The sequence below is a fragment of the Streptomyces sp. CNT372 genome, assembly GCF_000377145.1.
In genome coordinates this window covers 20,680-42,950 of sequence record NZ_KB897788.1, presented here as the reverse complement: position 1 = coordinate 42,950, position 22,271 = coordinate 20,680, and the positions used below count along the sequence as shown (strand labels likewise).

Annotated in this window: 20 protein-coding genes, 1 pseudogene and 1 riboswitch; of the genes and pseudogenes, 9 read left to right on the top strand and 12 right to left on the bottom strand. The window is 73.7% G+C overall.

Annotation, left to right across the window (positions count from 1 at the left end):
• Positions 1 to 456: 456 nt before the first annotated feature.
• The 3 genes from C593_RS0123695 to C593_RS30360 form a co-directional block, all read right to left on the bottom strand.
• On the bottom strand, positions 457 to 1,140 hold the full coding sequence (locus tag C593_RS0123695) for an SCO2322 family protein (protein WP_018849819.1): 684 nt from the start codon (positions 1,138 to 1,140) through the stop codon (positions 457 to 459).
• Positions 1,140 to 2,393 (bottom strand): SCO2321 family membrane protein, encoded by a 1,254-nt coding sequence (locus C593_RS0123690; RefSeq protein ID WP_018849818.1) that lies wholly within the window; start codon positions 2,391 to 2,393, stop codon positions 1,140 to 1,142. The genes C593_RS0123695 and C593_RS0123690 overlap by 1 nt, the downstream gene beginning before the upstream one ends.
• 140 nt (positions 2,394 to 2,533) lie before the next feature.
• Positions 2,534 to 2,605, bottom strand: a riboswitch (cobalamin riboswitch).
• A 149-nt stretch (positions 2,606 to 2,754) separates the two neighbouring features.
• Positions 2,755 to 3,513, bottom strand: coding sequence for a TetR family transcriptional regulator (locus C593_RS30360; RefSeq protein WP_078521825.1), 759 nt, complete (start codon positions 3,511 to 3,513; stop codon positions 2,755 to 2,757).
• A gap of 234 nt (positions 3,514 to 3,747) precedes the next feature.
• Here C593_RS30360 and C593_RS0123680 point away from each other — a divergent pair, with 234 nt between their 5' ends.
• From C593_RS0123680 to C593_RS0123670, 3 genes are all read left to right on the top strand, one after another.
• Positions 3,748 to 5,058 (top strand): glycosyltransferase family 4 protein, encoded by a 1,311-nt coding sequence (locus C593_RS0123680; RefSeq protein WP_018849816.1) that lies wholly within the window; start codon positions 3,748 to 3,750, stop codon positions 5,056 to 5,058.
• 178 nt (positions 5,059 to 5,236) lie between these two features.
• Positions 5,237 to 5,968: a class I SAM-dependent methyltransferase gene (locus C593_RS0123675; RefSeq protein ID WP_018849815.1), complete on the top strand. Its 732-nt coding sequence runs from the start codon at positions 5,237 to 5,239 to the stop codon at positions 5,966 to 5,968.
• Positions 5,965 to 7,092, top strand: a complete 1,128-nt coding sequence (locus C593_RS0123670) for a prenyltransferase (RefSeq protein WP_018849814.1) — start codon at positions 5,965 to 5,967, stop codon at positions 7,090 to 7,092. Before C593_RS0123675 ends, C593_RS0123670 begins: the two co-directional genes overlap by 4 nt.
• 485 nt (positions 7,093 to 7,577) lie before the next feature.
• Here the strand turns inward: C593_RS0123670 and C593_RS0123665 are convergent, their stop codons facing one another.
• The 4 genes from C593_RS0123665 to C593_RS0123650 form a co-directional block, all read right to left on the bottom strand.
• Positions 7,578 to 7,868, bottom strand: coding sequence for a hypothetical protein (locus tag C593_RS0123665; RefSeq protein ID WP_026278010.1), 291 nt, complete (start codon positions 7,866 to 7,868; stop codon positions 7,578 to 7,580).
• Positions 7,869 to 8,036: 168 nt separating this feature from the next.
• Positions 8,037 to 8,846, bottom strand: coding sequence for a DUF5336 domain-containing protein (locus tag C593_RS0123660; protein WP_018849811.1), 810 nt, complete (start codon positions 8,844 to 8,846; stop codon positions 8,037 to 8,039).
• Positions 8,847 to 9,004: 158 nt separating this feature from the next.
• Positions 9,005 to 9,874, bottom strand: a complete 870-nt coding sequence (locus tag C593_RS0123655; protein WP_078521839.1) for an N-acetylmuramoyl-L-alanine amidase — start codon at positions 9,872 to 9,874, stop codon at positions 9,005 to 9,007.
• A gap of 59 nt (positions 9,875 to 9,933) precedes the next feature.
• Entirely contained in the window at positions 9,934 to 10,614 is a 681-nt protein-coding gene (locus tag C593_RS0123650) for a class I SAM-dependent methyltransferase (RefSeq protein WP_018849809.1), read from the bottom strand.
• A gap of 137 nt (positions 10,615 to 10,751) precedes the next feature.
• On the opposite strand from C593_RS0123650, the gene C593_RS0123645 reads away from it, so the two are divergent.
• From C593_RS0123645 to C593_RS0123630, 4 genes are all read left to right on the top strand, one after another.
• Positions 10,752 to 11,600: a Scr1 family TA system antitoxin-like transcriptional regulator gene (locus C593_RS0123645; protein ID WP_018849808.1), complete on the top strand. Its 849-nt coding sequence runs from the start codon at positions 10,752 to 10,754 to the stop codon at positions 11,598 to 11,600.
• Positions 11,560 to 11,829: a DUF397 domain-containing protein gene (locus tag C593_RS0123640; RefSeq protein WP_018849807.1), complete on the top strand. Its 270-nt coding sequence runs from the start codon at positions 11,560 to 11,562 to the stop codon at positions 11,827 to 11,829. Before C593_RS0123645 ends, C593_RS0123640 begins: the two co-directional genes overlap by 41 nt.
• 458 nt (positions 11,830 to 12,287) lie before the next feature.
• Positions 12,288 to 12,557, top strand: coding sequence for a hypothetical protein (locus C593_RS0123635; protein WP_158686870.1), 270 nt, complete (start codon positions 12,288 to 12,290; stop codon positions 12,555 to 12,557).
• 100 nt (positions 12,558 to 12,657) lie between these two features.
• Positions 12,658 to 13,014: a hypothetical protein gene (locus tag C593_RS0123630; RefSeq protein ID WP_020610380.1), complete on the top strand. Its 357-nt coding sequence runs from the start codon at positions 12,658 to 12,660 to the stop codon at positions 13,012 to 13,014.
• Between the two features lie 300 nt (positions 13,015 to 13,314).
• Here C593_RS0123630 and C593_RS0123620 read toward each other — a convergent pair whose 3' ends face one another.
• Together C593_RS0123620 and C593_RS0123615 are read right to left on the bottom strand one after the other, a co-directional pair.
• Positions 13,315 to 13,500: a hypothetical protein gene (locus C593_RS0123620; RefSeq protein ID WP_018849803.1), complete on the bottom strand. Its 186-nt coding sequence runs from the start codon at positions 13,498 to 13,500 to the stop codon at positions 13,315 to 13,317.
• Between the two features lie 60 nt (positions 13,501 to 13,560).
• On the bottom strand, positions 13,561 to 16,905 hold the full coding sequence (locus C593_RS0123615; protein WP_018849802.1) for an RHS repeat-associated core domain-containing protein: 3,345 nt from the start codon (positions 16,903 to 16,905) through the stop codon (positions 13,561 to 13,563).
• A 484-nt stretch (positions 16,906 to 17,389) separates the two neighbouring features.
• On the opposite strand from C593_RS0123615, the gene C593_RS0123610 reads away from it, so the two are divergent.
• Positions 17,390 to 18,841, top strand: coding sequence for a DHA2 family efflux MFS transporter permease subunit (locus tag C593_RS0123610; protein WP_018849801.1), 1,452 nt, complete (start codon positions 17,390 to 17,392; stop codon positions 18,839 to 18,841).
• 70 nt (positions 18,842 to 18,911) lie between these two features.
• On the opposite strand, the gene C593_RS0123605 is transcribed toward C593_RS0123610, so the two are convergent.
• Positions 18,912 to 19,328 (bottom strand): winged helix-turn-helix transcriptional regulator, encoded by a 417-nt coding sequence (locus tag C593_RS0123605; RefSeq protein WP_018849800.1) that lies wholly within the window; start codon positions 19,326 to 19,328, stop codon positions 18,912 to 18,914.
• 119 nt (positions 19,329 to 19,447) lie between these two features.
• On the opposite strand from C593_RS0123605, the gene C593_RS0123600 reads away from it, so the two are divergent.
• Positions 19,448 to 19,855: a RidA family protein gene (locus C593_RS0123600; RefSeq protein WP_018849799.1), complete on the top strand. Its 408-nt coding sequence runs from the start codon at positions 19,448 to 19,450 to the stop codon at positions 19,853 to 19,855.
• A gap of 97 nt (positions 19,856 to 19,952) precedes the next feature.
• Here the strand turns inward: C593_RS0123600 and C593_RS0123595 are convergent.
• Both C593_RS0123595 and C593_RS0123585 read right to left on the bottom strand, forming a co-directional pair.
• Positions 19,953 to 20,390, bottom strand: a pseudogene (locus C593_RS0123595) (response regulator); the annotation flags it as partial.
• 534 nt (positions 20,391 to 20,924) lie between these two features.
• Entirely contained in the window at positions 20,925 to 22,148 is a 1,224-nt protein-coding gene (locus tag C593_RS0123585) for a hypothetical protein (RefSeq protein WP_018849796.1), read from the bottom strand.
• Between the last annotated feature and the right edge of the window lie 123 nt (positions 22,149 to 22,271).

The following is a 22,271-nucleotide window of genomic DNA, read 5'->3' as shown; positions in this document are numbered from 1 at the left end:
TGGCGCGCGGCGGGACCTCGCCTTCGCCGGGCTCCGGGCCTTGGCGGGCTTCGCTGCCTGAGGCGGGCTGACCCGCCGCGCTCCGCCCGGCTCCGGCGGGAGGCGAAGGGCGTGGGGCCCGCTCGCCGCCGGTGGCCCCGGACGCCTCGTCCGGCCGACCCGCCTCGGCCCGGCGGGGCGTGCCGGGGCCCGACCCGCCTGAGCCGGAGCCCGGGGCCGCACCGCCGCCTTCGGCGCGCTGCGCCGTCCCGCCGTGGCCCGCCCGGCCCGGGTCGGAGCCCGGGCCCGGGGCGTCGCCCGGGTGGGGCGTGGGTTCGCCGTCGCCTTCGGCGGGCTGCGCCGCCACGCCGGGGCCGGCGTCGCCCGGGCCTCGGCCCGGTACGGGGTCGGCCGGACCCGGACCCGGACCCGGCCCTGGGCGCTGAACCGAGTCCCGGCCGGGGCCCGGGACGCTCGTCATCGGGTGCGGCGGCGGGAGCGCCAGAGCGCCGCGCCCGCCAGGGCGAGGACCGCCGCCGCACCCGCGACGACGCCCAGAGTGGGGCCCGAGCCGCCGTCTCCGGAGCCGGCCGGGTCCGACGCGGTGTCCCCGGACGATGCCGGGGCCGGTGCGGACGCAGGGCCGTCCGGGACCTGCTCGCCGCAGCCCTTCGCCGGGTATCCCGCGATCGCGCACAGCATCGCGCTGCTGTCGTAGCGGAGCGGCTTGGCGACCGACGCCAGGGCCTCCGCCGAGGTCGCGTCCGGGGCGACACGGGCGCAGGCCGTGCGCAGGGCCGGCGGGCGTTCGCCCGAGGGCGCGTCGGCCGGCGTCCCGTAGTCGATGACGAGGGCGACCCGCTTGGTGCCCTCCTTCGCCGGCGTACCCGCGCACACCGTCGCGAACTCCGGCGCCCGCCGCGGCTTCGCCGCGTCCGCGCTGTCGCGGCTGACGGAGAAGCGGTAGCCGTCCACCGACCCGTCCACCGGGCCGGCCGTCGCCGGGCCCACGGTCGCGTACCGCCAGGCCGTGCCGTCGGCCTGCCAGAAGGACCAGTAGCGGTACCCGGCCGCCTGCGCCGGGGCGGCCAGGAGCACGGCGAGCAGCGCGCCGAGCCCGAGGACGCCGAGGCACGCGGCGAGGCGGTGGCGGCGACGCATCAGGACTGCGACTTCCGGCGCCCGCTGAACAGGAAGCCGACGCCCACCGCCGCGACGAAGAAGACGCCGACGATCCACCAGGTGGCCGCCGAGCCGCCGTCGTCGCTCGCGTCGTCCTTGCCGGCGTCGGCGGACGCGGACGGGCTCCCGGTCGCGTCCGCGCCGCCCTGCGGCGCGGGCCCGGTCGCGTTCAGCGCCGCGACCAGGTCCGTGCCGCCGAAGTCCTTCGGGTCGGTGCCGCTCGCGTGCGCGGCGAAGACGAGCTGCGCGTACGCCGCGGGACCGGCCTGCTTCGCCCAGCCCGCGCCGTTCTTCTCCAGCCACTGGAGCGGCTTCTCGGCCTGCTTCGCCATCCCCTGCGCGGTCAGCGCCACCACCGCGTCGGCGGTGTTGCCGAAGTCGGGCTGCGGGTCGGCGTCCTCCGCGCCCGGCATCGGCGCGGTGTCCAGGTGCCCGGTCTCGGCCAGCTCCTTCGCCAGGAAGACGCCGCCGTTGTGCGCGGCCGTCTCGCTCGCCGCGCCCTTGCGGCACTCCGTGCCCTCGCCCAGGTCCTTCACCGGGGCGACCACGAAACCCTCGCCGTTGAGGGCGGTCACCGCCGCGGCCGTGGAGTCGCCCACCGCGCCCGGCGTGCCCTTCTGGTAGACGAACGCGCCCCCGTTCTCCTGGCCGCACCGGACCGCGAAGGTCTCCAGCGCCTGCTCGGGCGTCTTCCCGCCCTCGGAGGTCACCTCGGCCGGCTTCTGCCCGGCCGCGGCGAGCGCGCCGACGACCACCGAGGTGGAGTTCGCGTCGCTGCCGCCGCCCGGGTTGTAGCTCCAGCCGCCGTCCTCGTTCTGCACGGACTTCAGCCAGTCGACGGCCTTCTTCACGACCGCGTCCTGCCCGCCGAGGGCCGCCAGCGCCTGGACCGCCGCGCTCGTCGCGTTGGTGTCGCGCGGCAGCTTGTCGTCGCAAGGCTTCGAGACGTCCGCCCGGTACGAGGCGAAGCCGCCGTCCGCGCACTGCTGGCCGGTCAGGAAGTCCACGGCCTTCGCCGCGGGCACGACCCCGGCGGTGTCCTGCGCGAGCAGCGCCAGGGACTGCCGCCACACCCCGTCGTACGTGGGGTCGCCCGTGCCGTACAGGCCGGACGGCAGCGCGGGAGACGGCGACGGCGAGGGGGAGGGCGCGGCGACGGCGGCCGGGGCGGCGGCCGTGGCGAGCACGGCGGCGGCGGCGAACGCGGCTGCGCCGCGGCGGACGGTGGTCATGGGGTGCTGTGCCTCTCCTGCGGGTCCCGGCGGGATCCGGGCACGGGCGCACGAGGGCACCGGGCTCCGGCTCCGTATGCCTCGACGGTGCCGGCCACCGGCGGGCTGCCGGTGACACGAGCCGGTCACGACCGCGCACGGGGCATTCCGGCTCACCCAGGACACCTGGGCTGACGGCTGCGGGTCAGCGCCGGATTCGCACCGGCTTCCCCCCGTACGGGCATGATGACGACCCGCTCACTGTACCGGCCGGTCACCTGGGGCCCGGGCCCCAGGTGACCGGCCGGGGTCGTCCGGCCCGGCGTCCCCGAGGCCCTTGCCCCCGTCGGCCGGACGATCCCGGCCGCCCTCGCCGCCCCCGTCAGCCGGAGACCTCCGCCGGCTCCGCCAGGTCGACCAGCCGGCACGCCGTCTCGATGTCCGCCCGCACCTGCGCGATCGACGCGCGCCCCGACAGCCAGGTGATCAGCGTCGAGTACCAGGTGTGCTCGATGACCCTGACCGCCGCGAGCTGCGCGGGGCTCGGCCGCTCCAGCCCCGTCGCGTCCAGGATGATCGCCGTGGTCTGCCGGGAGACGGTGTCGACCTCCTGGCTGACGCTGCGGTCGGCGAAGGTGAGCGCCCGCACCATGGCGTCCGCGAGGTGCGGGTCCCGCTGGAGCGCCCGGAACGCGCGCATCAGGGTCGCGGCGACCCGTTCGCCCGCCGAGTCCCCGCCCGGCGGGTGCCTGGCCAGGGTCGTGTGCAGACGCTGGAGCTGGTCCTGCATGGTCGCCACCAGCAGATGGACCTTGGACGGGAAGTAGCGGTACAGCGTGCCGAGCGCGACCCCGGCCGCCTCCGCGACCTCCCGCATCTGCACCGCGTCGAAGCCGCCCCGACCGGCGAGTTGGGCGCTGGCGCGCAGGATGCGGCGGCGGCGCTCCTCCTGGCGCTCGGTCAGGGGCGGCGAGTCCGCTCCCGCGCCCGGAGCGGAACCGGCCCCCGCGCCCGGAGCGGAACCGGCCCCCGCGCCCGGAGCCGCCGCCCCCGGTCCCGTCCCTGAGCCCGCCCCCGCGGTCCGCGGTCCAGTCCCCGGTCTCGTGCGCGGCCCCCTGCCCGATCCGGCGTCCACTCTCATCTGCCGTCCCCGTCTCCCGTGCCGCCGCGCACCCCGCGCGCGCCGCGTCTCCCGTGCCGCCGCGCACCCCGCGCGCGCCGCGTCTCCGCCGTGGTGCGAATCACCTGATCCGCCGGTCACAGTTGCGCTACCTGCCGGTAGATTCGAAGCTCTCGAACGATCAAGTCTGGAACTTGTTCTAGATTAGCGCGACCGACTACGCTCCGGCGGGACGCAGTGAGAAGGGGGCCGTGGGTGACCGCAGAGGCCATAGAGATCGGCCCCCGTGCGGGCGCGGCCGCCGACGGCGAAGCGCCCCTGCGCATCGCCCTCCTCACCTACAAGGGGAACCCGTTCTGCGGCGGCCAGGGCGTGTACGTCCGCCATCTCTCCCGTGAACTCGCCCGCCTCGGGCACCGGGTCGAGGTGATCGGCGCCCAGCCCTACCCCGTCCTCGACGAGGGCGTGCCGCTCACCGAACTGCCCAGCCTGGACCTCTACCGGCAGCCCGACCCCTTCCGGACCCCGAAGCGCGAGGAGTACCGGGACTGGGTCGACCGGCTGGAGGTCGCCACCATGTGGACCGGCGGCTTCCCCGAGCCGCTGACCTTCTCCCTGCGCGCCCGCCGCCATCTCCGCGCCCGCCGGGGCGAGTTCGACGTCGTCCACGACAACCAGACCCTCGGCTACGGCCTCCTCGGCGACGTCGGCGCGCCCCTGGTCACCACCATCCACCACCCGATCACGGTGGACCGGCAACTCGACCTCGACGCCGCGAAGAACCTCACCCGCCGCCTCTCGGTGCGCCGCTGGTACGGCTTCACCCGGATGCAGAAGAGGGTCGCCCGCCGCCTGCCGTCCGTCCTCACCGTCTCCGGTTCCTCCCGGCAGGAGATCACCGAGCACCTGGGCGTGCGCGAGGACCGGATCCACGTCGTCCACATCGGCGCGGACACCGACCTGTTCTCGCCCGACCCCTCCGTCGCCGAGGTCCCCGGCCGGATCGTCACCACCTCCAGCGCCGATGTGCCCCTCAAGGGCCTGGTGCACCTGGTGGAGGCGCTGGCCAAGCTGCGCACCGAGCGGCCGGACGCACACCTCGTCGTGGTCGGCAAGCGCGCCGAGGACGGCCCGGTCGCCCGGCTGATCGAGCGCTACGGCCTCGCGGACGCGGTCGAGTTCGTCAAGGGCATCAGCGACGCGGAGCTGGTCGACCTGGTCCGCGGCGCCCAGATCGCCTGCGTCCCCTCCCTCTACGAGGGCTTCTCGCTGCCCGCCGCCGAGGCCATGGCCACCGGCACCCCCCTCGTCGCGACCACCGGCGGCGCGATCCCCGAGGTCGCCGGACCCGACGGGCAGACCTGTCTCGCCGTGCCGCCGGGCGACTCCGAGGCGCTGGCCGCCGCCCTGCGCCGCCTGCTCGGCGACGCGGAGCTGCGCGCCCGCCTCGGGGCGGCCGGCCGGGAACGGGTGCTGACCCGCTTCACCTGGAAGCAGGCCGCCATCGGCACCGCCGCGCGCTACCGCGAGGCCGTCGCCGCCCGGGGCGCCGCCCGCGCCCGCTGACCGCCGTACCCGCCGAAGACCGCTGACCCCCGTACCCGCCGAAGACCGCCGACCGAACACCCGCCGAAGACCGCTGACAGAACACCCTGCGAGACCGAACACCCGCCGAAGACCGAACAGCCGTCGAACCGAACCGCGAACCACCCCTGAAGCTCCGCCCGCAGGAAGGCAGACCCCCGTGCTGACCGTCGACTTCTCCCGCTTCCCGCTCGCACCGGGCGACCGCGTGCTCGACCTGGGCTGCGGCGCAGGCCGGCACGCGTTCGAGTGCTACCGGCGGGGCGCGCAGGTCGTGGCCCTCGACCAGAACGCCGAGGAGATCCGCGAGGTCGCCAAGTGGTTCGCCGCCATGAAGGAGGCGGGCGAGGCTCCGGCCGGCGCCACCGCCACCGCCATGGAGGGCGACGCCCTCAACCTGCCGTTCCCCGACGACTCCTTCGACGTCGTGATCATCTCCGAGGTCATGGAGCACATCCACGACGACAAGGGCGTCCTCACCGAGATGGTCCGCGTGCTGCGCCCCGGCGGGCGGATCGCCGTCACCGTCCCGCGCTACGGCCCCGAGAAGGTCTGCTGGGCCCTCTCCGACGCCTACCACGAGGTCGAGGGCGGCCACATCCGGATCTACAAGGCCGACGAACTCCTCGGCCGCATCCGCGAGGCGGGCCTGCGCCCCTACGGCACCCATCACGCGCACGCCCTGCACTCGCCCTACTGGTGGCTCAAGTGCGCCTTCGGCGTGGACAACGACAAGGCCCTGCCGGTGAAGGCGTACCACAAGCTGCTGGTCTGGGACATCATGAAGAAGCCGCTGGCCACCCGGGTCGCCGAGCAGGCCCTCAACCCGCTCATCGGCAAGAGCTTCGTCGTCTACGCCACCAAGCCCCGCCTGCCCGAGGCCGCCGCGTGACCAGCCCCGGACGCACCGACCACCTGGTCCTGCCCGGGGTCCTCACCGCCGACCAGGCCGCCGAGACGGTGGCCGGCATCCTCGCCGCGCAGCGCGAGGACGGCGCCATCCCGTGGTTCCGCGGCTACCACCTCGACCCCTGGGACCACACCGAGGCAGCCATGGCCCTGGACGCGGCGGGCGAGCACGAGGCCGCCGCCCGCGCCTACGCCTGGCTCGCCCGCCACCAGAACCCGGACGGCTCCTGGTACGCGGCCTACCAGGACGGCGACGCGCACGACGTCACCGACCGGGGCCGCGAGACCAACTTCTGCGCCTATGTCGCCGTCGGCGTCTGGCACCACTACCTCAGCACCGGCGACGAGGCGTTCCTGGAACGCATGTGGCCCGTGGTGTACGCGGCGGTCGAGTTCGTCCTCGCCCTCCAGCAGCCCGGCGGGCAGATCGGCTGGAAGCGGGAGGACGACGGCACGGCGGTGAACGACGCGCTGCTGACGGGCAGTTCCTCCGTCCACCACGCCCTGCGCTGCGCGCTCGCGGCGGCCGAGGAGCGCGGCGACCCGCAGCCCGACTGGGAACTCGCCGCCGGGGCCCTCGCGCACGCGATCCGCAGCCACCCCGAGCGGTTCCTCGACAAGGACCGCTACTCGATGGACTGGTACTACCCGGTCCTCGGCGGCGCGCTGACCGGCGAGGCCGCCCGGGAGCGCATCGCGGCGCGCTGGGACGACTTCGTCGTGCCCGGCCTCGGTGTGCGCTGCGTCCTGCCGAACCCCTGGGTCACCGGCGGAGAGAGCTGCGAACTCGCCCTCGCCCTCTGGGCCGTGGGCGAGTCCGACCGCGCCCTGGACGTGCTGCGCTCGATCGGCCACCTGCGCGCCGAGGGCGGCATGTACTGGACCGGCTACGTCTTCGAGGGCGAACGCGCGGTCTGGCCCGAGGAGCTGACCACCTGGACCGCGGGCTCCCTGCTGCTGGCCGCGGCCGCCCTCGGCGGCGACGAGGCCACCGTGGAGGTCTTCGGCGGCGAACGCCTGCCGCGTGGCCTGGCCGGCGACTGCTGCGGCCACGCGGACGCGGGAGCCGACGTGGACGTCGACCCGGACCGGCCCGCCCGGGGCTGACGCGCACCCGGCGTCCCGGCGCCGCAGCCCGACGCATCGGCCCCGGCCGGGCACCTGGTCAGGCTCGGCACCCGACGCCTCGGCCCACGGCCGGGGCTCCCGCGTGGCTTGCGGCGCCCGGGCCGTGGGCGGCGCGGGACCGGCGGCCGGCGGCCGGCGGGGTGCCGCGGTCGGTCGCCGCCGCGTCCGGCGCGACGGGGGCGGTCCGCCGGACGGCCTGGTGCAGGCGCGTTCAGGTTCCTCCAGCGGCGCCCCGGCCCTCCGGGCGCCCGGCTCAGGTAAGGGCCGGTCCCTCCGGGGCGGGCCCGGCTCCTTCGCGCGGGCCCGGCCTGCGCGGTGCGACCCCTCCGGGGCGGGCCCGGCTCCTTCGCGCGGGCCCGGCCTGCGCGGTGCGACCCCACCGGGGCGGGCCCGGCTCCGCGGGCGCGGTAGGGCGCGCCCCGGCTCCGCCGCGCGCGGCCCGGTTCAGTGCGGCGCGGCCCGGTTCAGGCGCGGCGCAGCCGGCCCGCGATGGCGTGCCCGATGAACAGGTACACGACCGCGGCCAGACCGTAGCCCGCCACGACGCGCGCCCACTCCTCGTCGAAGGTGAAGAGGTCGTGCGACCAGCCCGCCAGGAAGCGCGCGCAGTCGCGGATGAACTCCACGAAGTCGTTGGCGCGGTTGGCGTCCAGCAGGTACATCAGGATCCACAGCAGGATCACGAAGGCCATGACGTCCGCGACGATCGCGATGACGCGGCCCGCGGTGGAGGAACTTCTCGTCCGTGTTGTCATGTCCCGCGTCTTGCCCCTTGTGCCCCTGTGAAACGCGCCCTTCTGTGAAGGCTTGTGGCGGAAACCCGGTGGCCACGGCCGCCCCCGCATCGCCGGCCCCCCAAACGCCCGCGGCCCCCGCCCGGTGAGGGGCGGGGGCCGCGGGCGCGGAAGGGGTGGTGGGTGCGATCAGCCGCGCTGGATGCCCGAGGTGTCCTGGAGGACACCGCGGCGGCCGTCCTGGGTCTGGGCGACCAGGCCCTGACCGCGCTGCTCGACCGCGAGGTACCAGGTGCCCGGCGCCAGCTCGGCGACCGGCGTCTGCGAACCGTCCTCGCCGTACAGCGGACGGGCCACCGGGACCGCGAACCAGAACGGCGAGAAGTCGGACGGGGCGCCGCCCTGCGACGCGTCCGCCGGGGCGCCGCCCGCCTGCGCGCCGCCATGCGGCTGACCGGGCTGACCCGGCTGCGCGCCGTAGGGCTGCGGCTGGCCGGGCTGGCCGCCGTACGGCTGCTGCTGGGCACCCGGGTAGCCGTAGCCGCCCTGCGGCTGGCCGCCGTACGGCTGAGGGGCCTGCGGGCTCGGGGCGCCGACGAGCGGGGCCTTCAGCGCGGGCACCAGCGGGGTGGCGACCGCGGCGCCGGCGAGCAGCAGGGAGGCGATGAGGCCGAGGATCAGACCGGCGCCGGCGTCGATCCGGTCCAGGTCCACGATCGTCCAGAAGAAGGTCCAGGCGACGATGATCGTGGCCGCGACCCCGAACTGGCCCAGGTCGATGCCCGCGACCTTGCGCTGCGGCTGCGTGCGGGAGAGCACGATGAGCGCCGCTCCGAGCACGCCGACCAGGTAGAGGCCGAGGGCGGTGCCCAGGCTGTCCCAGGCGTTCGGCGACTCGTCCCCGCCGAAGTCCAGGTAGTTGAGGAACGAGGCGATGAACAGCAACACCGCTGCTCCGATCACCACGCCGTCGCCTCGAGTGAGGGAGCGGATGTTCACGTTTCAGTCCTTCTCAGGTCGTCTCATCGGGGCGGTCGCCGCTTCCGCCCGGTTGGGACGGAGTGCGCGGACGCGGAGCTCGGGGGTGACTCCCCATCGTAGAGGCGAATCTATCGTCCGCCGGTTCAGGTCGTCCTCCCGGTATCCGGATTCCCGGGTCACCGTTGGAGATACCTGCTGACGCCCTCCGCCAATCCTTCCGCCGCCCGCTGACGCCAACTCGCCTCGGAGAGCAGGGCCGCGTCCTCCGGATCGCGCATATTGCCGCATTCGACGAAGACTTTGGGGACGGTGGAGAGATTGAGGCCGCCCAGGTCGTCCCGGACGTCCAGCCCCTTGCCGTCGCCGAGGTAGTTGGCCGGCTCGGTCCCGGTGGCCCGCGCGAAGGCGGTGGCGAGGTGTTCGCCCAGCTCACGGGAGGGTTCCACGATCGCGGAGGTGTCCGCGCCGCCCTCCTTGACGCGGGCCGGGAGGATCACATGGAATCCGCGATTCCCCACCGCCGAACCGTCCGCGTGGACGGAGATCACGGCGTCCGCGCCCGCGTTGTTGCCGAACCGTGCCCGATCGTCGATGCACGGGCCGAAGGGGCGATCGGCATCCTGGGTCAATTCGACCTTCGCGCCCTGCTTTTCGAGAAGGGTGCGAAGACGGCGTGAAACATCGAGGGTGAAATCGGCTTCCCGGTAGCCGTCTTCGGAAGCCGTGCCCGTGGTGTCGCATTCCTTGCGGTTCGTTCCGATGTCCACGGTCTTGTTGATCTCCGTGGGGTGCTCGAAGTTGCCCGGGTTGTGCCCGGGGTCGACGACCACGACCTTCCCGGCGAGTGGCCGCTCCGCACGCGAAGCGGAGGGGGAGGGGGACGGGTGCGGCGCGGCGCTGTCCCCGGAGCGGCCGTCGGCGGGCGGGGGCTTCGTCGCCCGGCCGCTCCCGCCGTCGCCCCCCGCGCAGCCCGCGAGCAGCACGGCGGGCACGAGCGCGGCGACGGCGGCGGACCGCCGCACGGAACGTCGCGAGCGGGCGGTCATGCGGTGCTTCTCCTCGTACAGCGGCACGCCCGCACCCTAACCGCCTCCCGCCTCCGGCCTCAGATCCCCGCGCCGGTGCGCCGCAGGACCCGCAGCGAACCCGTCGCCGAGACCTCCGCGAACGCGCCCGAGGCCAGGGCCCGCAGGTAGACGCGGTACGGGGCCTGCCCGGTGAACTCGTCCGCCGGCTCCGGGAAGACGTCGTGGATCACCAGCAGCCCGGCCTCGGCCAGGTGCGGGGCCCAGCCCTCGTAGTCGGCGGTGGCGTGCTCGTCGGTGTGCCCGCCGTCCACGAAGACCAGCCCGACCGGGCCGCCCCACACCGCCGCCACCTGCGGCGAGCGCCCGACGACCGCGATCACGTGCTCCTCCAGCCCCGCGTGGAAGAGGGTGCGGCGGAAGAGGGGGAGGGTGTCCATCCGGCCGTCCGCCTCCGGGTCCACCGTCTCCGGGTCGTGGTAGTCCCACCCCGGCTGCTGCTCCTCGCTGCCCCGGTGATGGTCGACGGTGACGGCCACCGTGCCCGTCGCGCGGGCCGCGTCCGCGAGGAGCAGGGTGGAGCGCCCGCAGTAGGTCCCCACCTCCAGCAGCGGCAGCCCCAGCGCCGCGCCCGCCTCCCGGGCGGCGGCGTACAGGGCCAGCCCCTCGTCCTCCGGCATGAACCCCTTGGCGGTCCGGAAGGCGGTCAGGGTCTGCGGGGCGGGGGGTGGGGTGGCTGCGGCGGGTGCGGCGGGGTGCATGGCGGGGCGGTCCTCACGGGCGCGGGCGTGTGACGGGAGAGGCCATCGTGCCGCACGGGCCGGGAGCCGATGCAACGGCGGGGGAAGTTGAGTGAGAAGCCTCACCCGGCCGCAGTCGCGCGACTACGTTGGGTCACATGGTGCACATCCGCAGCCTCGACCCCTCGGCATCCCCCCTCGACTACTACGGTGCCGAACTCCGTCGAAGGAGAGAAGCGGCCCGACTCAGCCAGGGCCGGCTGGGCGCGCTGGTCTATGTGACGGGCTCCCTCATCGGCCAGATCGAGACGGCGAAGAAGGTCCCCACCCGTGAGTTCAGCGAACGCCTGGACGCGGCCCTCGGCACGGACGGCATGTTCTCCCGGCTCGTGGGCCTGGTCCTGCGCAGCCAGCTCCCCAACTGGTTCCAGCCGTACGCGGAGATGGAGGCGAAGGCCACCTATATCTCCACCTTCCAGGCGCAGTTGGTCTACGGCCTCCTCCAGACCGAGGAGTACGCCCGCGCGGTGCTGGGTGTCCGGGAGGAGTCGCGGCTGGACGCACGGGTGGCCGCCCGGATCGAGCGGCAGCGCATCCTCGACCGCGAACTGCCGCCCCTGATGTGGGTGGTCCTCAGCGAGGCCGTCCTCCACCAGGAGATCGGCGGCCGGGCCGTGATGCGCGAACAGCTCGCCCATCTGCTGGCCTTACGCGAGCGGGAGTGGGTGCGGGTCCAGATCCTCCCCTTCGCCGTGGGAGAGCACGCCGGACTGATGGGCTCCTTCACCCTGCTCCGCTTCGAGGACGACCCCGACATCGTCTACACCGAGGACTTCGTCCAGGGCCATATGACGGCCGACTCGGGTGCTCTCAGGGAGGGTTCACTCCGTTACGATCACGTACAGGCCGCCGCCCTCTCCCTCGACGCGTCGGCGGCACTGATCGCCCGCGTGATGGAGGAACGGTATGGACACCAACCTGGATCTGACCGGAGCACGGTGGCGTAAGTCCTCGTACAGCGGCGACACCGGCGGCGAGTGCGTGGAGTGCGCGCCCCTGGGCACCGCCGCCTGGCAGAAGTCCTCGTACAGCTCCGACACCGGCGGCCAGTGCGTCGAGGTCGCCGACCTCGTCCCGCACATCGCCGTCCGCGACTCCAAGCGCCCCGAGGGCCCCGTCCTCACCGTGAGCCCGGCCGCCTTCGCCGCGTTCGTGGGGGCCGCCGCCGCGCGCTGAACCCGCGGGGCCCCCGCCGGGGCCAGCCGCCGGGGCCCGCCGCCGACCGGGCCCGGCCGATGACCTGGCCTGCCCGACGGCGGGCCGGTCACGCGTCCCATCGGGACCGCGAGGGTCAGCATGCCCGCAGCAGCCGCGAACGGGAGTGCCGCAGCCGCGCCGATGCCATCGATCCGGTGCGTCGCGTCGGTGTGTTGAAGCGGCCTGCCGCGGGCCTGTCTTCTCCGTCGTCCGGGGCGCGGGCAGCCGCCGACGCGACGGGCGTCCGCGCGGACGGTCCGCTCCCTGCGTACTCACAACTCGGCCTGCCTGTAGGGCAGTTCTCTCCGGGGTGACCCACCGTAGCGTGATGAAGGTGGGTTTGCCCGGCACGCGCCAGTGGCATACACCATGTGCCGATACTTCTGCCGGGGCGAGCAGAGCCTCGGCGGGGGCCGTGAGAAGCAAGGGGGGTGGTCATGTCGGTCGATCCGGGCAGCATGACACCAGATGAGTACCAGGCGTTCAGCGACAAGATGCTCGCGGACGCGGAGGAGTTCTACGACCGCCAGGACGCCGCACAGGCGCAGTCCGGCTCGTCCGCCGGTGCGGACGCGACCGCCGCGGGCACCGATATCCCGACGGCCGATCACGACGACTCCGACCAGTCCAACTCCACCGCCTACGACCCGTCCAACGACGTCGACGAGATGGACGATTTCGACGACATGGACGACGACCTCTTCTGAGGTCCGGGGCTTCACCACTTTCCCACTCACCGCATGCCGCAGGCCCTGTCGGGCTCGGTGCGGCCCGCACGGCTGCGGCCTTGGCATGGACTGGAGCCTCATGGCAGTGAAGACGATCGAGGAAGCGGACCGGAAGGCCCGGAACATCGTGCACGGCTGGTGCGCGGCGGCCACGGCCGTGAGCTGGGTGCCGGGCAGCACGTTCGTGCTCGGCATGGCGGACATGAAGATGGTGAACGACGTCGCCAAGGTCTACCGGGTGCAGTCGTTCAGCATCGAAGGAGTCAGTGCGGCCATCGGAGGGGCGGTGGCCGGACGCGGCGCGTCGGAGGCCGCGCTGGTGTGGTTCCCCGTCGTGGGCTGGGGCATCAAGGCAGTGATCGCGGGAGGGGTCACCAAAGCAGTGGGGGAGGTCGTGATCGGCTACATGCGGGATCGGTCGCCACTCACCAAGTAGTCCTCCTCCGGCCCGGCCCGGCCCGGCGATGCGGGAGCGGGCCCCGCAGGACACGAGACGGCCACCGCGTGATCACCCGGGCCCGTGTGGACCCGTGATGATCGCGCGGTGGCCGCGGTTCACGAAGACGGCAGCGCCCGGGGGACGCACCGGGAGTGCACGGTGGTTCGGCCGCACTGAGCCCTGCCGACTACCGGCGGTAGAGGAACCATGCGATCAACGGCACGACCACGATGACGAACAGGGTGACGAACAGAACGCCGGATTCGGCCGACTCCAGCGGAAAGGGGGCGGCTCGGTTCACCGCTGTTCCTTCTTCCTGCTCAGGTAGGCGAGCACCAGTGTGACGGCACCGCCCAGAATGAGGACGAAGCCGCCGGCCGTCGTCAAGGTGGTCCTACTGAACATCGTGGCGAGAAGCAGTCCGCAGACCACCTGCAGGAGACCGAGCGGCGCAAGGGTGCGTTGACGTCCTGGGTAGAGCATGGTCCGTCTTCCTGGTCGAGAAGGCCGGGGAGCGAAAGTCCCCGGCCTTCGTTGGCTCGGTCAGCTCAGGTCGTTCTGGTAGTTGGCTCCCACGTAGGTGCCTGCCGCGGCACCGATGGCCATGCAGTAGGGCAGAGCGGCGGCGGCTCCGGCAGCCGTGGTGGCCGCCGCTCCCGCTGTGCACAGGGCAGTGATGCCGACATCCGCGATCATTGCCGCGGTGGCGGCCTCAGCGGCATCCCCGCCACCGGTCACGCCTGCGTAGATGATGTTCCCTATGCCGAGAGCGTTGCCGATGCCGTCGAAACTGAGAGTGCCCTGGGGGTCGATGCGGTTGACGGGGTCGCCTTCGGCGTAGAGGTAGGGGTTCTTCTCCAGGCCTGAGGGGTCGGGTTGGGTGAAGCGGCCGATGTTGGCGTCGTAGTAGCGGGCGCCGTTGTGGTAGAGGCCGGTGGGGTCCTGGTAGCCGCCGGCGAAACGGTAGGGCTGGGCAACCGTCTCGCTGGAGCGGGCCAGGAGGCGGACGCCGCGGGGGCTGTAGGTGTAGGTGTTGACCTTGGTGCCGTCTCCGTCGGCCACCGCGACCACGCTGCCGAGCGCGTCGGTCAGGTAGTAGTAGGACTTCCCCCCGGTGGTCATGGAGTTGAGGGTGCCCCCGGGCTCCCGGTTGAACCCCATGTCCACACCCGCGGTGGTCTTCGCGGACAGGCCGAGCGGGCCGTTGTGGAAGAACGTGTCGCCCAGCTTGATGCGCTCGCTCTGGTCGGTGGAGCCGTACTGGCCCGCGTAGGTCGTGCCGTTGACGGTGACCGAGGTCATCTGGGAGTAGTCGGACCACCGTCCGGCGGTGCGGACGGAGTCGGCGTCGGACGCGGCTGAGGTCTCGTTGCCCGCCTTGTCGTAGGACCAGGTGCCGGTGACGGAGGACTTCGAGGTGATCTGCTGGGCGTCGTTGACGGTGTAGGTGGTGCCGCGGGGGCAGCCGGGGGAGGTGCCCTGGCTGGTGAGGTTGCCGGCCTGGTCGTAGCAGTACTGCCAGGAGTCCGCGATCGTGCCGTTCTTCTCGTCCCGGGCGTAGGAGAAGCGCCCGGCGCCGTCGTAGGTGTAGGTGGTCGTGTGGCCGCTCACGGTGTCGGTCCTGGTGCGGATCTTGGCGCCGTCCTTGCCCGCGTCGCTGTAGGTGTAGGCGAGGTCGACCAGGGTGCCCTTGGGTGAGGTCGCCCTGATCCTCTCCGGGCGGCTGGACCTGTCGAGGGTCACCTTCTGGACCGTGCCGCCGGGGTAGGTGGTTGTGGTCCGGGCGTCGTTGTTGTCGTACGCGTAGGTGGTCGTCCTGCCCGTCGGGTCCTTCAGATGGGTGAGGTTGTTGGCCTTGTCCCAGGTGTAGTCGGTGACGCCGGCCGGGTCCTCGTAGGTGTCGATATTGCCGGCGGGGGTGTAGGTGAGCCGGGTCTGCGAGCCGTTCTGCAGCGTGCGGACCGTCTCGCGGGAGAGCGGGTCGAACGCGTAGCCGGTGACGCCGGTGCCGTCGGAGCGCTGGGTGAGGTTGCCGTCGCCGTCCCAGGCGTAGGTAACGGTGGCGTAGCCGGAGGTGTCGACCTTCACCACACGGTCGCGTTCGTCGTACTCGTACAGGGTGGTGACCCCGCGTCCGTCCTTGACGGTGGCCGGGCGGCCCAGATCGTCGTAGGTGTAGGTGGTGGTGCCGAGCGGGGCGGGCGGGGTGACCTTGGTCAGGTTGCCCTTGGCGTCGTAGGTGAAGGCGGTGGAGACCGACTTCGACGCGCTGAGCTTCGTTGTCGCCTTGCAGCGCTGGCCCTCGTAGCCGCCGCAGGCCGGTGTGGCCGGGTTGTGGTCGAAGGTCCGGGTGCCGCCCCCGGTGCCGGTGACGGCGACGGAGGTGGTGTTGCCGGCCGCGTCATAGGTGAAGTCGGTCTTCTCACCGTCCATGGAGGTCATCGAGCCGGGCAGGTCCGCCCCGGCGATGGTCTGATAGCCGGTCAGGGAGGCGGTCGCGCCGGTCGGCAGCTTCGCCGACGTCGGGTTGGAGCGCGCGTCCCAGCCGTAGGCCGTCACGTTGCCGCCCACGCCGCCCGTGCCCATGGCGTCCGTCGCGGTGGCGACGTTGTGGTTGGCGTCGTAGGACTTCGACCGTGAATGGCCCAGGGGATCGGTGACCTTGGTGATCCGGCCGTCCCCGTCGTGCTCGTGCTTCGTCGCGTGGCCCTCGGGGTTGGTGACGGTCGTGGTGCCGGCCGCGAACGGCGAGGAGGCGGAGTGGGCGTAGGTGAACGTGGGGCCCGTGTGCCCGGAACCGTCCAGGGCCGTGGCCCGCAGCATGGAGGTGACGCGGCCCTCGGCGTCGTAGGTGAAGACGGTGACCCGGCCCTCCGGATTGGTGATCTTCGTGACGCGGCCGTCCGCGTCGTATCCGTACCGGGTGACCTTGCCCTCGGTGTCCGCGGTGCGGGTCAGGTTGCCGTCGTGGTCGAGGTCGAAGACGGCGGTGCGGCCGGTGTGGTCCTTCGCCTGCCACTGGTCCGGGTACGTCTTCACCAGGTCGACCCACCGGCCGGAGCGGGTCTCGGTGACCTTGAACCCCTTGTGCTCACCGGTCTCGTCGTGCTGGTCGACGGTGACGGCGCCCTTGTTGCGGTCGGTGACCTTCACCAGGGTGCCGTTCGCGTCGTAGCTGTCCTTCGACCCGGACTTGCGGTCGGTCAGCGTGTACGTGCCGTCCGCGTTCTTCTTGAGGTCCTTCGCGTAGCCCTCGGGGGTGGTGAACGTGCCGTCGGCGTTCTTCGCGAAACGCACCGAGGCGCCCGTGGCGTCGTGGGCGATGAGCGAGCTGGTGAAATGGGTGCTCAGATAGCGCTCGTACTCCTGCCACCACGGGTCGGACACCTTGCCGAACGGCCCGCTGAGCGAGTTGTAGGTGCGCGCCAGACGCAGCGACTTCCCCACACCCGCGATCTCGAAGTTGGTCGCGGCGAGCATCAGGTTGCCGTTGGACAGGTTGATGCGGGCGACCAGGCTGTCGGTGATCCGGACATCCGACAACTGGTGCCAGGGCACCGCCCCCTGACCCGTCGGCACCCAGGACATGGTCCCGGCCGACGAGCGAGCGGAGATGGTCGGTGCCTTCGGTGCCTTCCCGGCCAGGCGGCCCCTCTGCTGGTCGCGCCAGGCGGCCTCGGCCGCCGAGGGCGCGGCGGCGGGTTCGTTCGCGACCGGTTCGGTCACACCGACCCTGACCGGCGGTACCGCCAGCGGCTCGGCCTCCCGCCCCCAGGCCGAACCGCCACCCGGACCGGCACCCGGTCCGGGCGCGGCCAGGGCCGGCAGGGCCCCCGCGCCCAGCGCGAGTACGGCGACTGCCGCGCTGAACGAGGTTCTTGCGGACATGCGGGCACGCCGAAGAGACGTGCCCGAAGCACGCGGATGCATACGCTTCCCCCCACGAGAAGAGCCGTCACAGCAGCCACAGCGGCCACTGGAGCCGCACACGCTGCCACAGCTCCTTCACAGGAAGCCGGGGGCTGCCCCCGATCTTTTTTGGGACACGGACGAGAACCGGCCGACCGCTCCTGCCGTGCCCGTGTCGCTGACACCGCCACCACCTGCACGTTCGCCGTCCAGTCAGCACCGAAAGGCCCACGCACCATGACCGGAACCGCTGCGGTGAGGAGGCCCGGCCACAGCAGGCACGGGGCTTCGCCAACCGCCGGGCCGTCCGGGGGGCGACTGTTCGGAGGCGCGGCCGACCGGACGACGTGAACAGGTGTCACCCGGTGGGGTCCGGCCGTGGGCGTGGGTCCGGAGGCCGAGGACCAACGCCTTGCGGGACCGGGCCGGGGGCCGATGTGCGGGGCAGGGGGCGGGTGCGAGCATGGCGGGCATGGTCCGAGCCCGATCGCGCGGTGACGCGCCCGCCCTCCCGCAGCCCGCCCCTCCGACGCCGCGCACCTGGGCGGTGGTGCTGGCCTCGTGCGCGGGGCAGTTCCTCGTCGTGCTGGACGTCTCCGTGGTCAATGTGGCCCTGCCGTCGATGCGCGCCGACCTCGGGCTGAGCGCGGCCGGGCTGCAGTGGGTGCTCAACGCCTACGCGATCGCGTTCGCCGGGTTCATGCTCCTCGGCGGCCGGGCGGCCGACATGTACGGGCGCAAGCGGATGTTCCTCGCCGGGCTGGGGCTGTTCACGGCCGCCTCCCTCGCGGGCGGGCTCGCGCAGGAGGGCTGGCAACTCCTCGCCGCGCGGGGCGTCCAGGGGCTCGGCGCGGCCGTCCTCGCCCCCGCGACGCTCACCCTGATCACCGCCGCCGTGCCGCCCGGACCCGCCCGGACCCGGGCCATCGCGACCTGGTCGTCCGTCGGCGCCGCGGGCGGGGCGGCCGGCGGGCTCGTCGGCGGAGTCCTGACCGACCTGCTGTCCTGGCGCTGGGTGCTCCTGATCAACGTCCCCGTCGGCGTCCTGGTGATCGCCGCCGCGCTCCTGTGGCTGAACGAGAGCCGCCTCGGCTCCGGCCGCCGGCTGGACCTACCCGGCGCGCTGCTCGCCACCGGGGGCCTCGCGGCCGTCGCGTACGGCATCGTGCAGACGGAGGAGACCGGCTGGGGCACCCGGGCCGCGCTCGTCCCGCTCCTGGGCGGCCTCGTGCTGCTCGCCGCGTTCGTGGCCGTCGAGTCACGGGCGGCCGCCCCGCTGATGCCGCTGCAGCTGTTCCGCTCGCGCGCGGTCTCCGCGTCCAACGTGGCGATGCTGGTGACCGGTTCGGTCACCTTCTCCATGTGGTTCTTCCTGACGGTCTACGCCCAGAACGTCCTCGGCTACACCCCCACCGAAGCCGGACTCGCCCTGATACCCAGCTCGTTGAGCGTCATCGTCGGTTCCAAGGCCGCGCCCCGCCTGATGGTCCGCGCGGGCGCCCGGAACATCGCCGTCCTCGGCGCGCTGGTCGCCGCGACCGGCTTCGGCTGGCAGTCGACGATGGGCACGGAGGGCGCGTACGTCACCACGATCGCGCTGCCAGGCATGCTGATGATGGCCGGGATCGGCCTCGCCATGACCCCGCTCGCCTCCCTCGCCACCTCCGGCGCGGCCCCGGGCGACGCGGGCCTGGTCTCCGGGCTCGTCAACACCTCGCGGACGATGGGCGGCGCGCTGGGCCTCGCCGTCCTCTCCACCGTGGCCGCCGCCCGCACCGGCGGCTCCACCGCCCCGGAGGCGCTGACCGCCGGATACGCGCTCGCCTTCCGTGCCGGGTGCGGGGTACTGCTGGCGGCGGCGGTGCTGATGCTGCTGTGGCTGCCGAAACGATCCGGGGCGCCGGAGCCGGACTGAGCCCCGGGGTCCGTGGCCGGGGCGGGCCGGGCGGATCGAGCCCGGCGGACCGTGGTCGGGCCCGGGCCGCTCAGCCGTCGAAGCCGCGGCGGGCGGCCTCGATCTGCGTGAAGTACCGGTGCGTCCAGTCGCACATCAGGTCCACCGTCGCCCGCAGCCCGCGGCCCGGTTCGGTGAGGGTGTACTCGACGCGCGGCGGGACGGTGGGGTGCACCGTGCGCTCCACCAGGCCGTTCCGCTCCAGCATGCGCAGATTCTGGGTGAGCATCTTGTGGCTGATGCCGTCCACCTCGGCCCGCACCTCGCTGAAGCGCAGGGTGCGCTCCCCGAGGGCCTCGATGATCAGCAGGGCCCACTTGTTGGCCACGTCGGAGAAGACCTCCCGGGCCAGGGAGTCCGCCCGGCGGAGGTCCGCCGCATCCGGCGGGCACGCCGGACCGGTCGCGTCCGCCGTACCGCCCGTGCCGTTGAACTGCTTGGTCACCATCAGGTGCCCCCGTTACCGAAAAGTGCGTTCTTCCACGTCAGCGTACACTCTCCTATGGTTCCCGAGTAACCGAAAGAGAGCACGGGGAGCTGTGCTCCGAGCGCATGGAGGCACACGCCATGGCCATCACTCTGGTGAACCCCGACGGTCTGCCCGCGATCGACGCCTACCGTCAGGCCGCCGTCGCTACCGGGTCGCGGACGGTGTACCTCGCGGGCCAGGTCGCCTGGGACGCGGACGGGAGGACGGTCGGCGAGGGCGACCTCGCCGCACAGGTCGAGCAGTGCTACCTCAACGTCACCACCGCCCTGGCCGGCGTGGGCGCGGGTATCGGCGACCTGGCGAAGCTGACCGTGTACGTCGTCGACTGGACGCCCGGCAAGATGCCCCAGCTCCTGGACGGCATCGCCCGCGCGGGCCGGAGGCTGGGGGAGACCCCCGTGCCGCCGGCCACACTGCTGGGAGTCGCGGCACTGGACGTGCCGGAGCACCTGGTCGAGGTGGAGGCCGTCGCGGTACTGGACTGACGCGGCCGGTCACGGCCGGGGCCGGGATCGGGGCCGGGGCCCGGGCGGCGACGGGGCGGGGCGGCAGGGCTCAGGGGGCGGTGCCCGCCTCCTCCCCGGCGGCGGCCGCGAGGACCGGGTCGATCACCGTCTCGCCGGTGAGCACCATCCGGCGGATCGCGTCCGCCAGGTCGTCCACCGGCCCGTCCTTGACCAGGAACCCGACCGCCCCGGCCGCCAGCGCGCGGCGCAGCGTGCCGGGCCGGCCGTAGGTCGTCAGGATCGCCACCCGGCAGTCCGGCACCTCGTCCCGGAGCAGCGCCGCCGCCTCCACCCCGTCGAGGCCGGGCAGTTCGACGTCCAGCAGGGCGACATCGGGCCGTGCGACGAGCGCCGCGTCCACGATCCCGTCGCCCCGGGCCACTTGGGCCACCACCTCGATATCCGGCTCCATCCCGAGCAGCAGGCCCAGCGCGCCGCGCGTGGTGACCCGGTCCTCGGCGATCAGCACCCGCAGGGACCGGGCTGGTCTGTGGTCCTTCGGCATCTCGTCCATTCGCCCAGATTATGCAGGTTGGGCTATTCCTGTCGGTTCGGGCGCTTCATTGCCCCGTGCGGTCCGCCTTCCTTGTCCTCCGTGCGGTCCGTGCTGCCGGGGGCGACGAAGGGCGGGGCGGGCGGCGCCTGTTCGCGCCACCCGCCCCGCCCTCGTTACCGGTTCCGCCCCTGTTACCGGTTCCGCCCCCGTTGTCGCTTCCGCGCCCGGTACGGCCCGGACCCCGGCACGGCTCACGCCGCCGACGGCCTCCGGTGGCGGCCGTGGGCGGCCTCGGCGGCCGGCGCCTCGTGTTCCGGGGCCGCGCCGCCCCGGTGCCGGCCCGCTCCGGCGGGTCCGGCCTCGGCCGCCTGGGGCGCCCCGTCCGCGGAGGCGGGCCGCGGGTGCTCGGGGAGCGTGTCGGTTCGGGTTTCGGACATGTGGGAAGTCACCCCGTTGTGATCGCTGATGGCCTGTCACAGGGCCCCGGCCGCACCGCGGAACCCGTCACCGCCGGCGCACGGACGGTGCGGATGCGTAGCCCCGCCGCTGATCTTAACCAGCCGCGACCCGACCCGTCAGGGGAGCCTGCTGCAACGGGACGGGCTTGCACACGGCAGGACCCCGGGGAGCGTCGGACGGTTCCCCACCTGCGGGTTCCGCTTGTGCGGGTTCCGTGGCGGGCGCCGTGCCGCCCGTCGCGGCGGGTGCGTTCCGGGCGACGGTCCGGTCCTGGCCGAAGGTTTCTCCAGGGACGGCCCTCGCCACCCCGCAGGGCACCCCGTCCGTCGCGTACGGCAGTCGCAGCTCCCCCTCCCGCGTCCAGGTGCCGACGCCCGCCAACCACCCCGCGGGTGGCGCGAACTGGTGCACCCGCCCGCCGGACGGCCGCCACACCCCCACCCACCTTCCCGCCGGGCCGTCGATCCGCAGCGCGACCGCGCAGCCCTCCGGTGTCAGCACCTGGCCCGGCTGCACGGCGAACGGCGTCACCAGCGCGTCCGGCAACCGCAGGCTCTCCGGGAACCGCGCCGGACGCAGGCTGCCGAGGACGCCCCAGCCGAGCCGGTCCCGTCCGGGGGTGGGCGCGTCCGAACGCACCAGAATCAGACCGCTGTCGGGGTCGGCGAGCAGCAGCCGGTCGTCGCTGGACTCGGTGATCTGGAGCAGCGGGGTGACCTCCCCGCCGCGCGCCAGGTCCACGGCGACCGTCTTGACCGGGCCTCCGCCGGGCAGACGCCGGTCCAGGGCGAGCAGCCGTCCCTCCCGGTCGAGCCAGGCGCCGCCGGAGCAGTGACCGGGCACCCGGGCGACCCGCTCCGGCCCCGCGGGGCCGCCCGCCACCAGCCACACGGCGGTGGCGTGCGCGCCGGGCACCAGCGCGTAGGCGCGGGCGCCGTCCGGTGACGGCGGCAGCAGCGTCAACTCCTCGGCGGGGACGGCCCCGAGGGCCAGCTCCCCGGTCCCGGGGCCGGTCGGGTACAGCAGCGAGAACGTGTACCGGCCGTCGACCCGGCGGGCGACCAGCACCCGGCCGTCCGCGAGCGGCAGCACCCCGGTGTCCGGCTCCTCGGGCTGTCCGACGGGCAGCGGCACCGCGTACGGCTCGGGCCCGCCGAGGGTCCAGCGCTCGGCGAACAGCGCGTCACCGGTCCCGGCGAGGCGGGCCGCGTACGACCCGTCCGCGGCGATCACGAACGCGGCCGCCGCCGCCCCGGCGGTCCCCGGACGGTCCGCCGCCCCGTCCTCCGCGGCGGCCTCGATGGCACAGGCAGTCATCGGTACCTCACCTCCGGCAACCGAAGCTAGGTATCGCACTTCCTGCCGAACAACACGAGCCACCCGTCTTCACACATAAGGGTGGCGGTCCGGCGGTTCGCCTGAGCGGGGGCGGGCGGCTGT

Bases quoted from the DNA above. Each gene is read 5' to 3' on its own strand.
- C593_RS0123695 (WP_018849819.1), bottom strand. From the start codon at position 1,140: ATGCGTCGCCGCCACCGCCTCGCCGCGTGCCTCGGCGTCCTCGGGCTC.
- C593_RS0123690 (WP_018849818.1), bottom strand. From the start codon at position 2,393: ATGACCACCGTCCGCCGCGGCGCAGCCGCGTTCGCCGCCGCCGCCGTG.
- C593_RS30360 (WP_078521825.1), bottom strand. From the start codon at position 3,513: ATGAGAGTGGACGCCGGATCGGGCAGGGGGCCGCGCACGAGACCGGGG.
- C593_RS0123665 (WP_026278010.1), bottom strand. From the start codon at position 7,868: ATGACAACACGGACGAGAAGTTCCTCCACCGCGGGCCGCGTCATCGCG.
- C593_RS0123655 (WP_078521839.1), bottom strand. From the start codon at position 9,874: ATGACCGCCCGCTCGCGACGTTCCGTGCGGCGGTCCGCCGCCGTCGCC.
- C593_RS0123650 (WP_018849809.1), bottom strand. From the start codon at position 10,614: ATGCACCCCGCCGCACCCGCCGCAGCCACCCCACCCCCCGCCCCGCAG.
- C593_RS0123645 (WP_018849808.1), top strand. From the start codon at position 10,752: ATGGTGCACATCCGCAGCCTCGACCCCTCGGCATCCCCCCTCGACTAC.
- C593_RS0123640 (WP_018849807.1), top strand. From the start codon at position 11,560: ATGGACACCAACCTGGATCTGACCGGAGCACGGTGGCGTAAGTCCTCG.
- C593_RS0123635 (WP_158686870.1), top strand. From the start codon at position 12,288: ATGTCGGTCGATCCGGGCAGCATGACACCAGATGAGTACCAGGCGTTC.
- C593_RS0123630 (WP_020610380.1), top strand. From the start codon at position 12,658: ATGGCAGTGAAGACGATCGAGGAAGCGGACCGGAAGGCCCGGAACATC.
- C593_RS0123620 (WP_018849803.1), bottom strand. From the start codon at position 13,500: ATGCTCTACCCAGGACGTCAACGCACCCTTGCGCCGCTCGGTCTCCTG.
- C593_RS0123615 (WP_018849802.1), bottom strand. From the start codon at position 16,905: ATGTCCGCAAGAACCTCGTTCAGCGCGGCAGTCGCCGTACTCGCGCTG.
- C593_RS0123610 (WP_018849801.1), top strand. From the start codon at position 17,390: ATGGCGGGCATGGTCCGAGCCCGATCGCGCGGTGACGCGCCCGCCCTC.
- C593_RS0123605 (WP_018849800.1), bottom strand. From the start codon at position 19,328: ATGGTGACCAAGCAGTTCAACGGCACGGGCGGTACGGCGGACGCGACC.
- C593_RS0123600 (WP_018849799.1), top strand. From the start codon at position 19,448: ATGGCCATCACTCTGGTGAACCCCGACGGTCTGCCCGCGATCGACGCC.
- C593_RS0123585 (WP_018849796.1), bottom strand. From the start codon at position 22,148: ATGACTGCCTGTGCCATCGAGGCCGCCGCGGAGGACGGGGCGGCGGAC.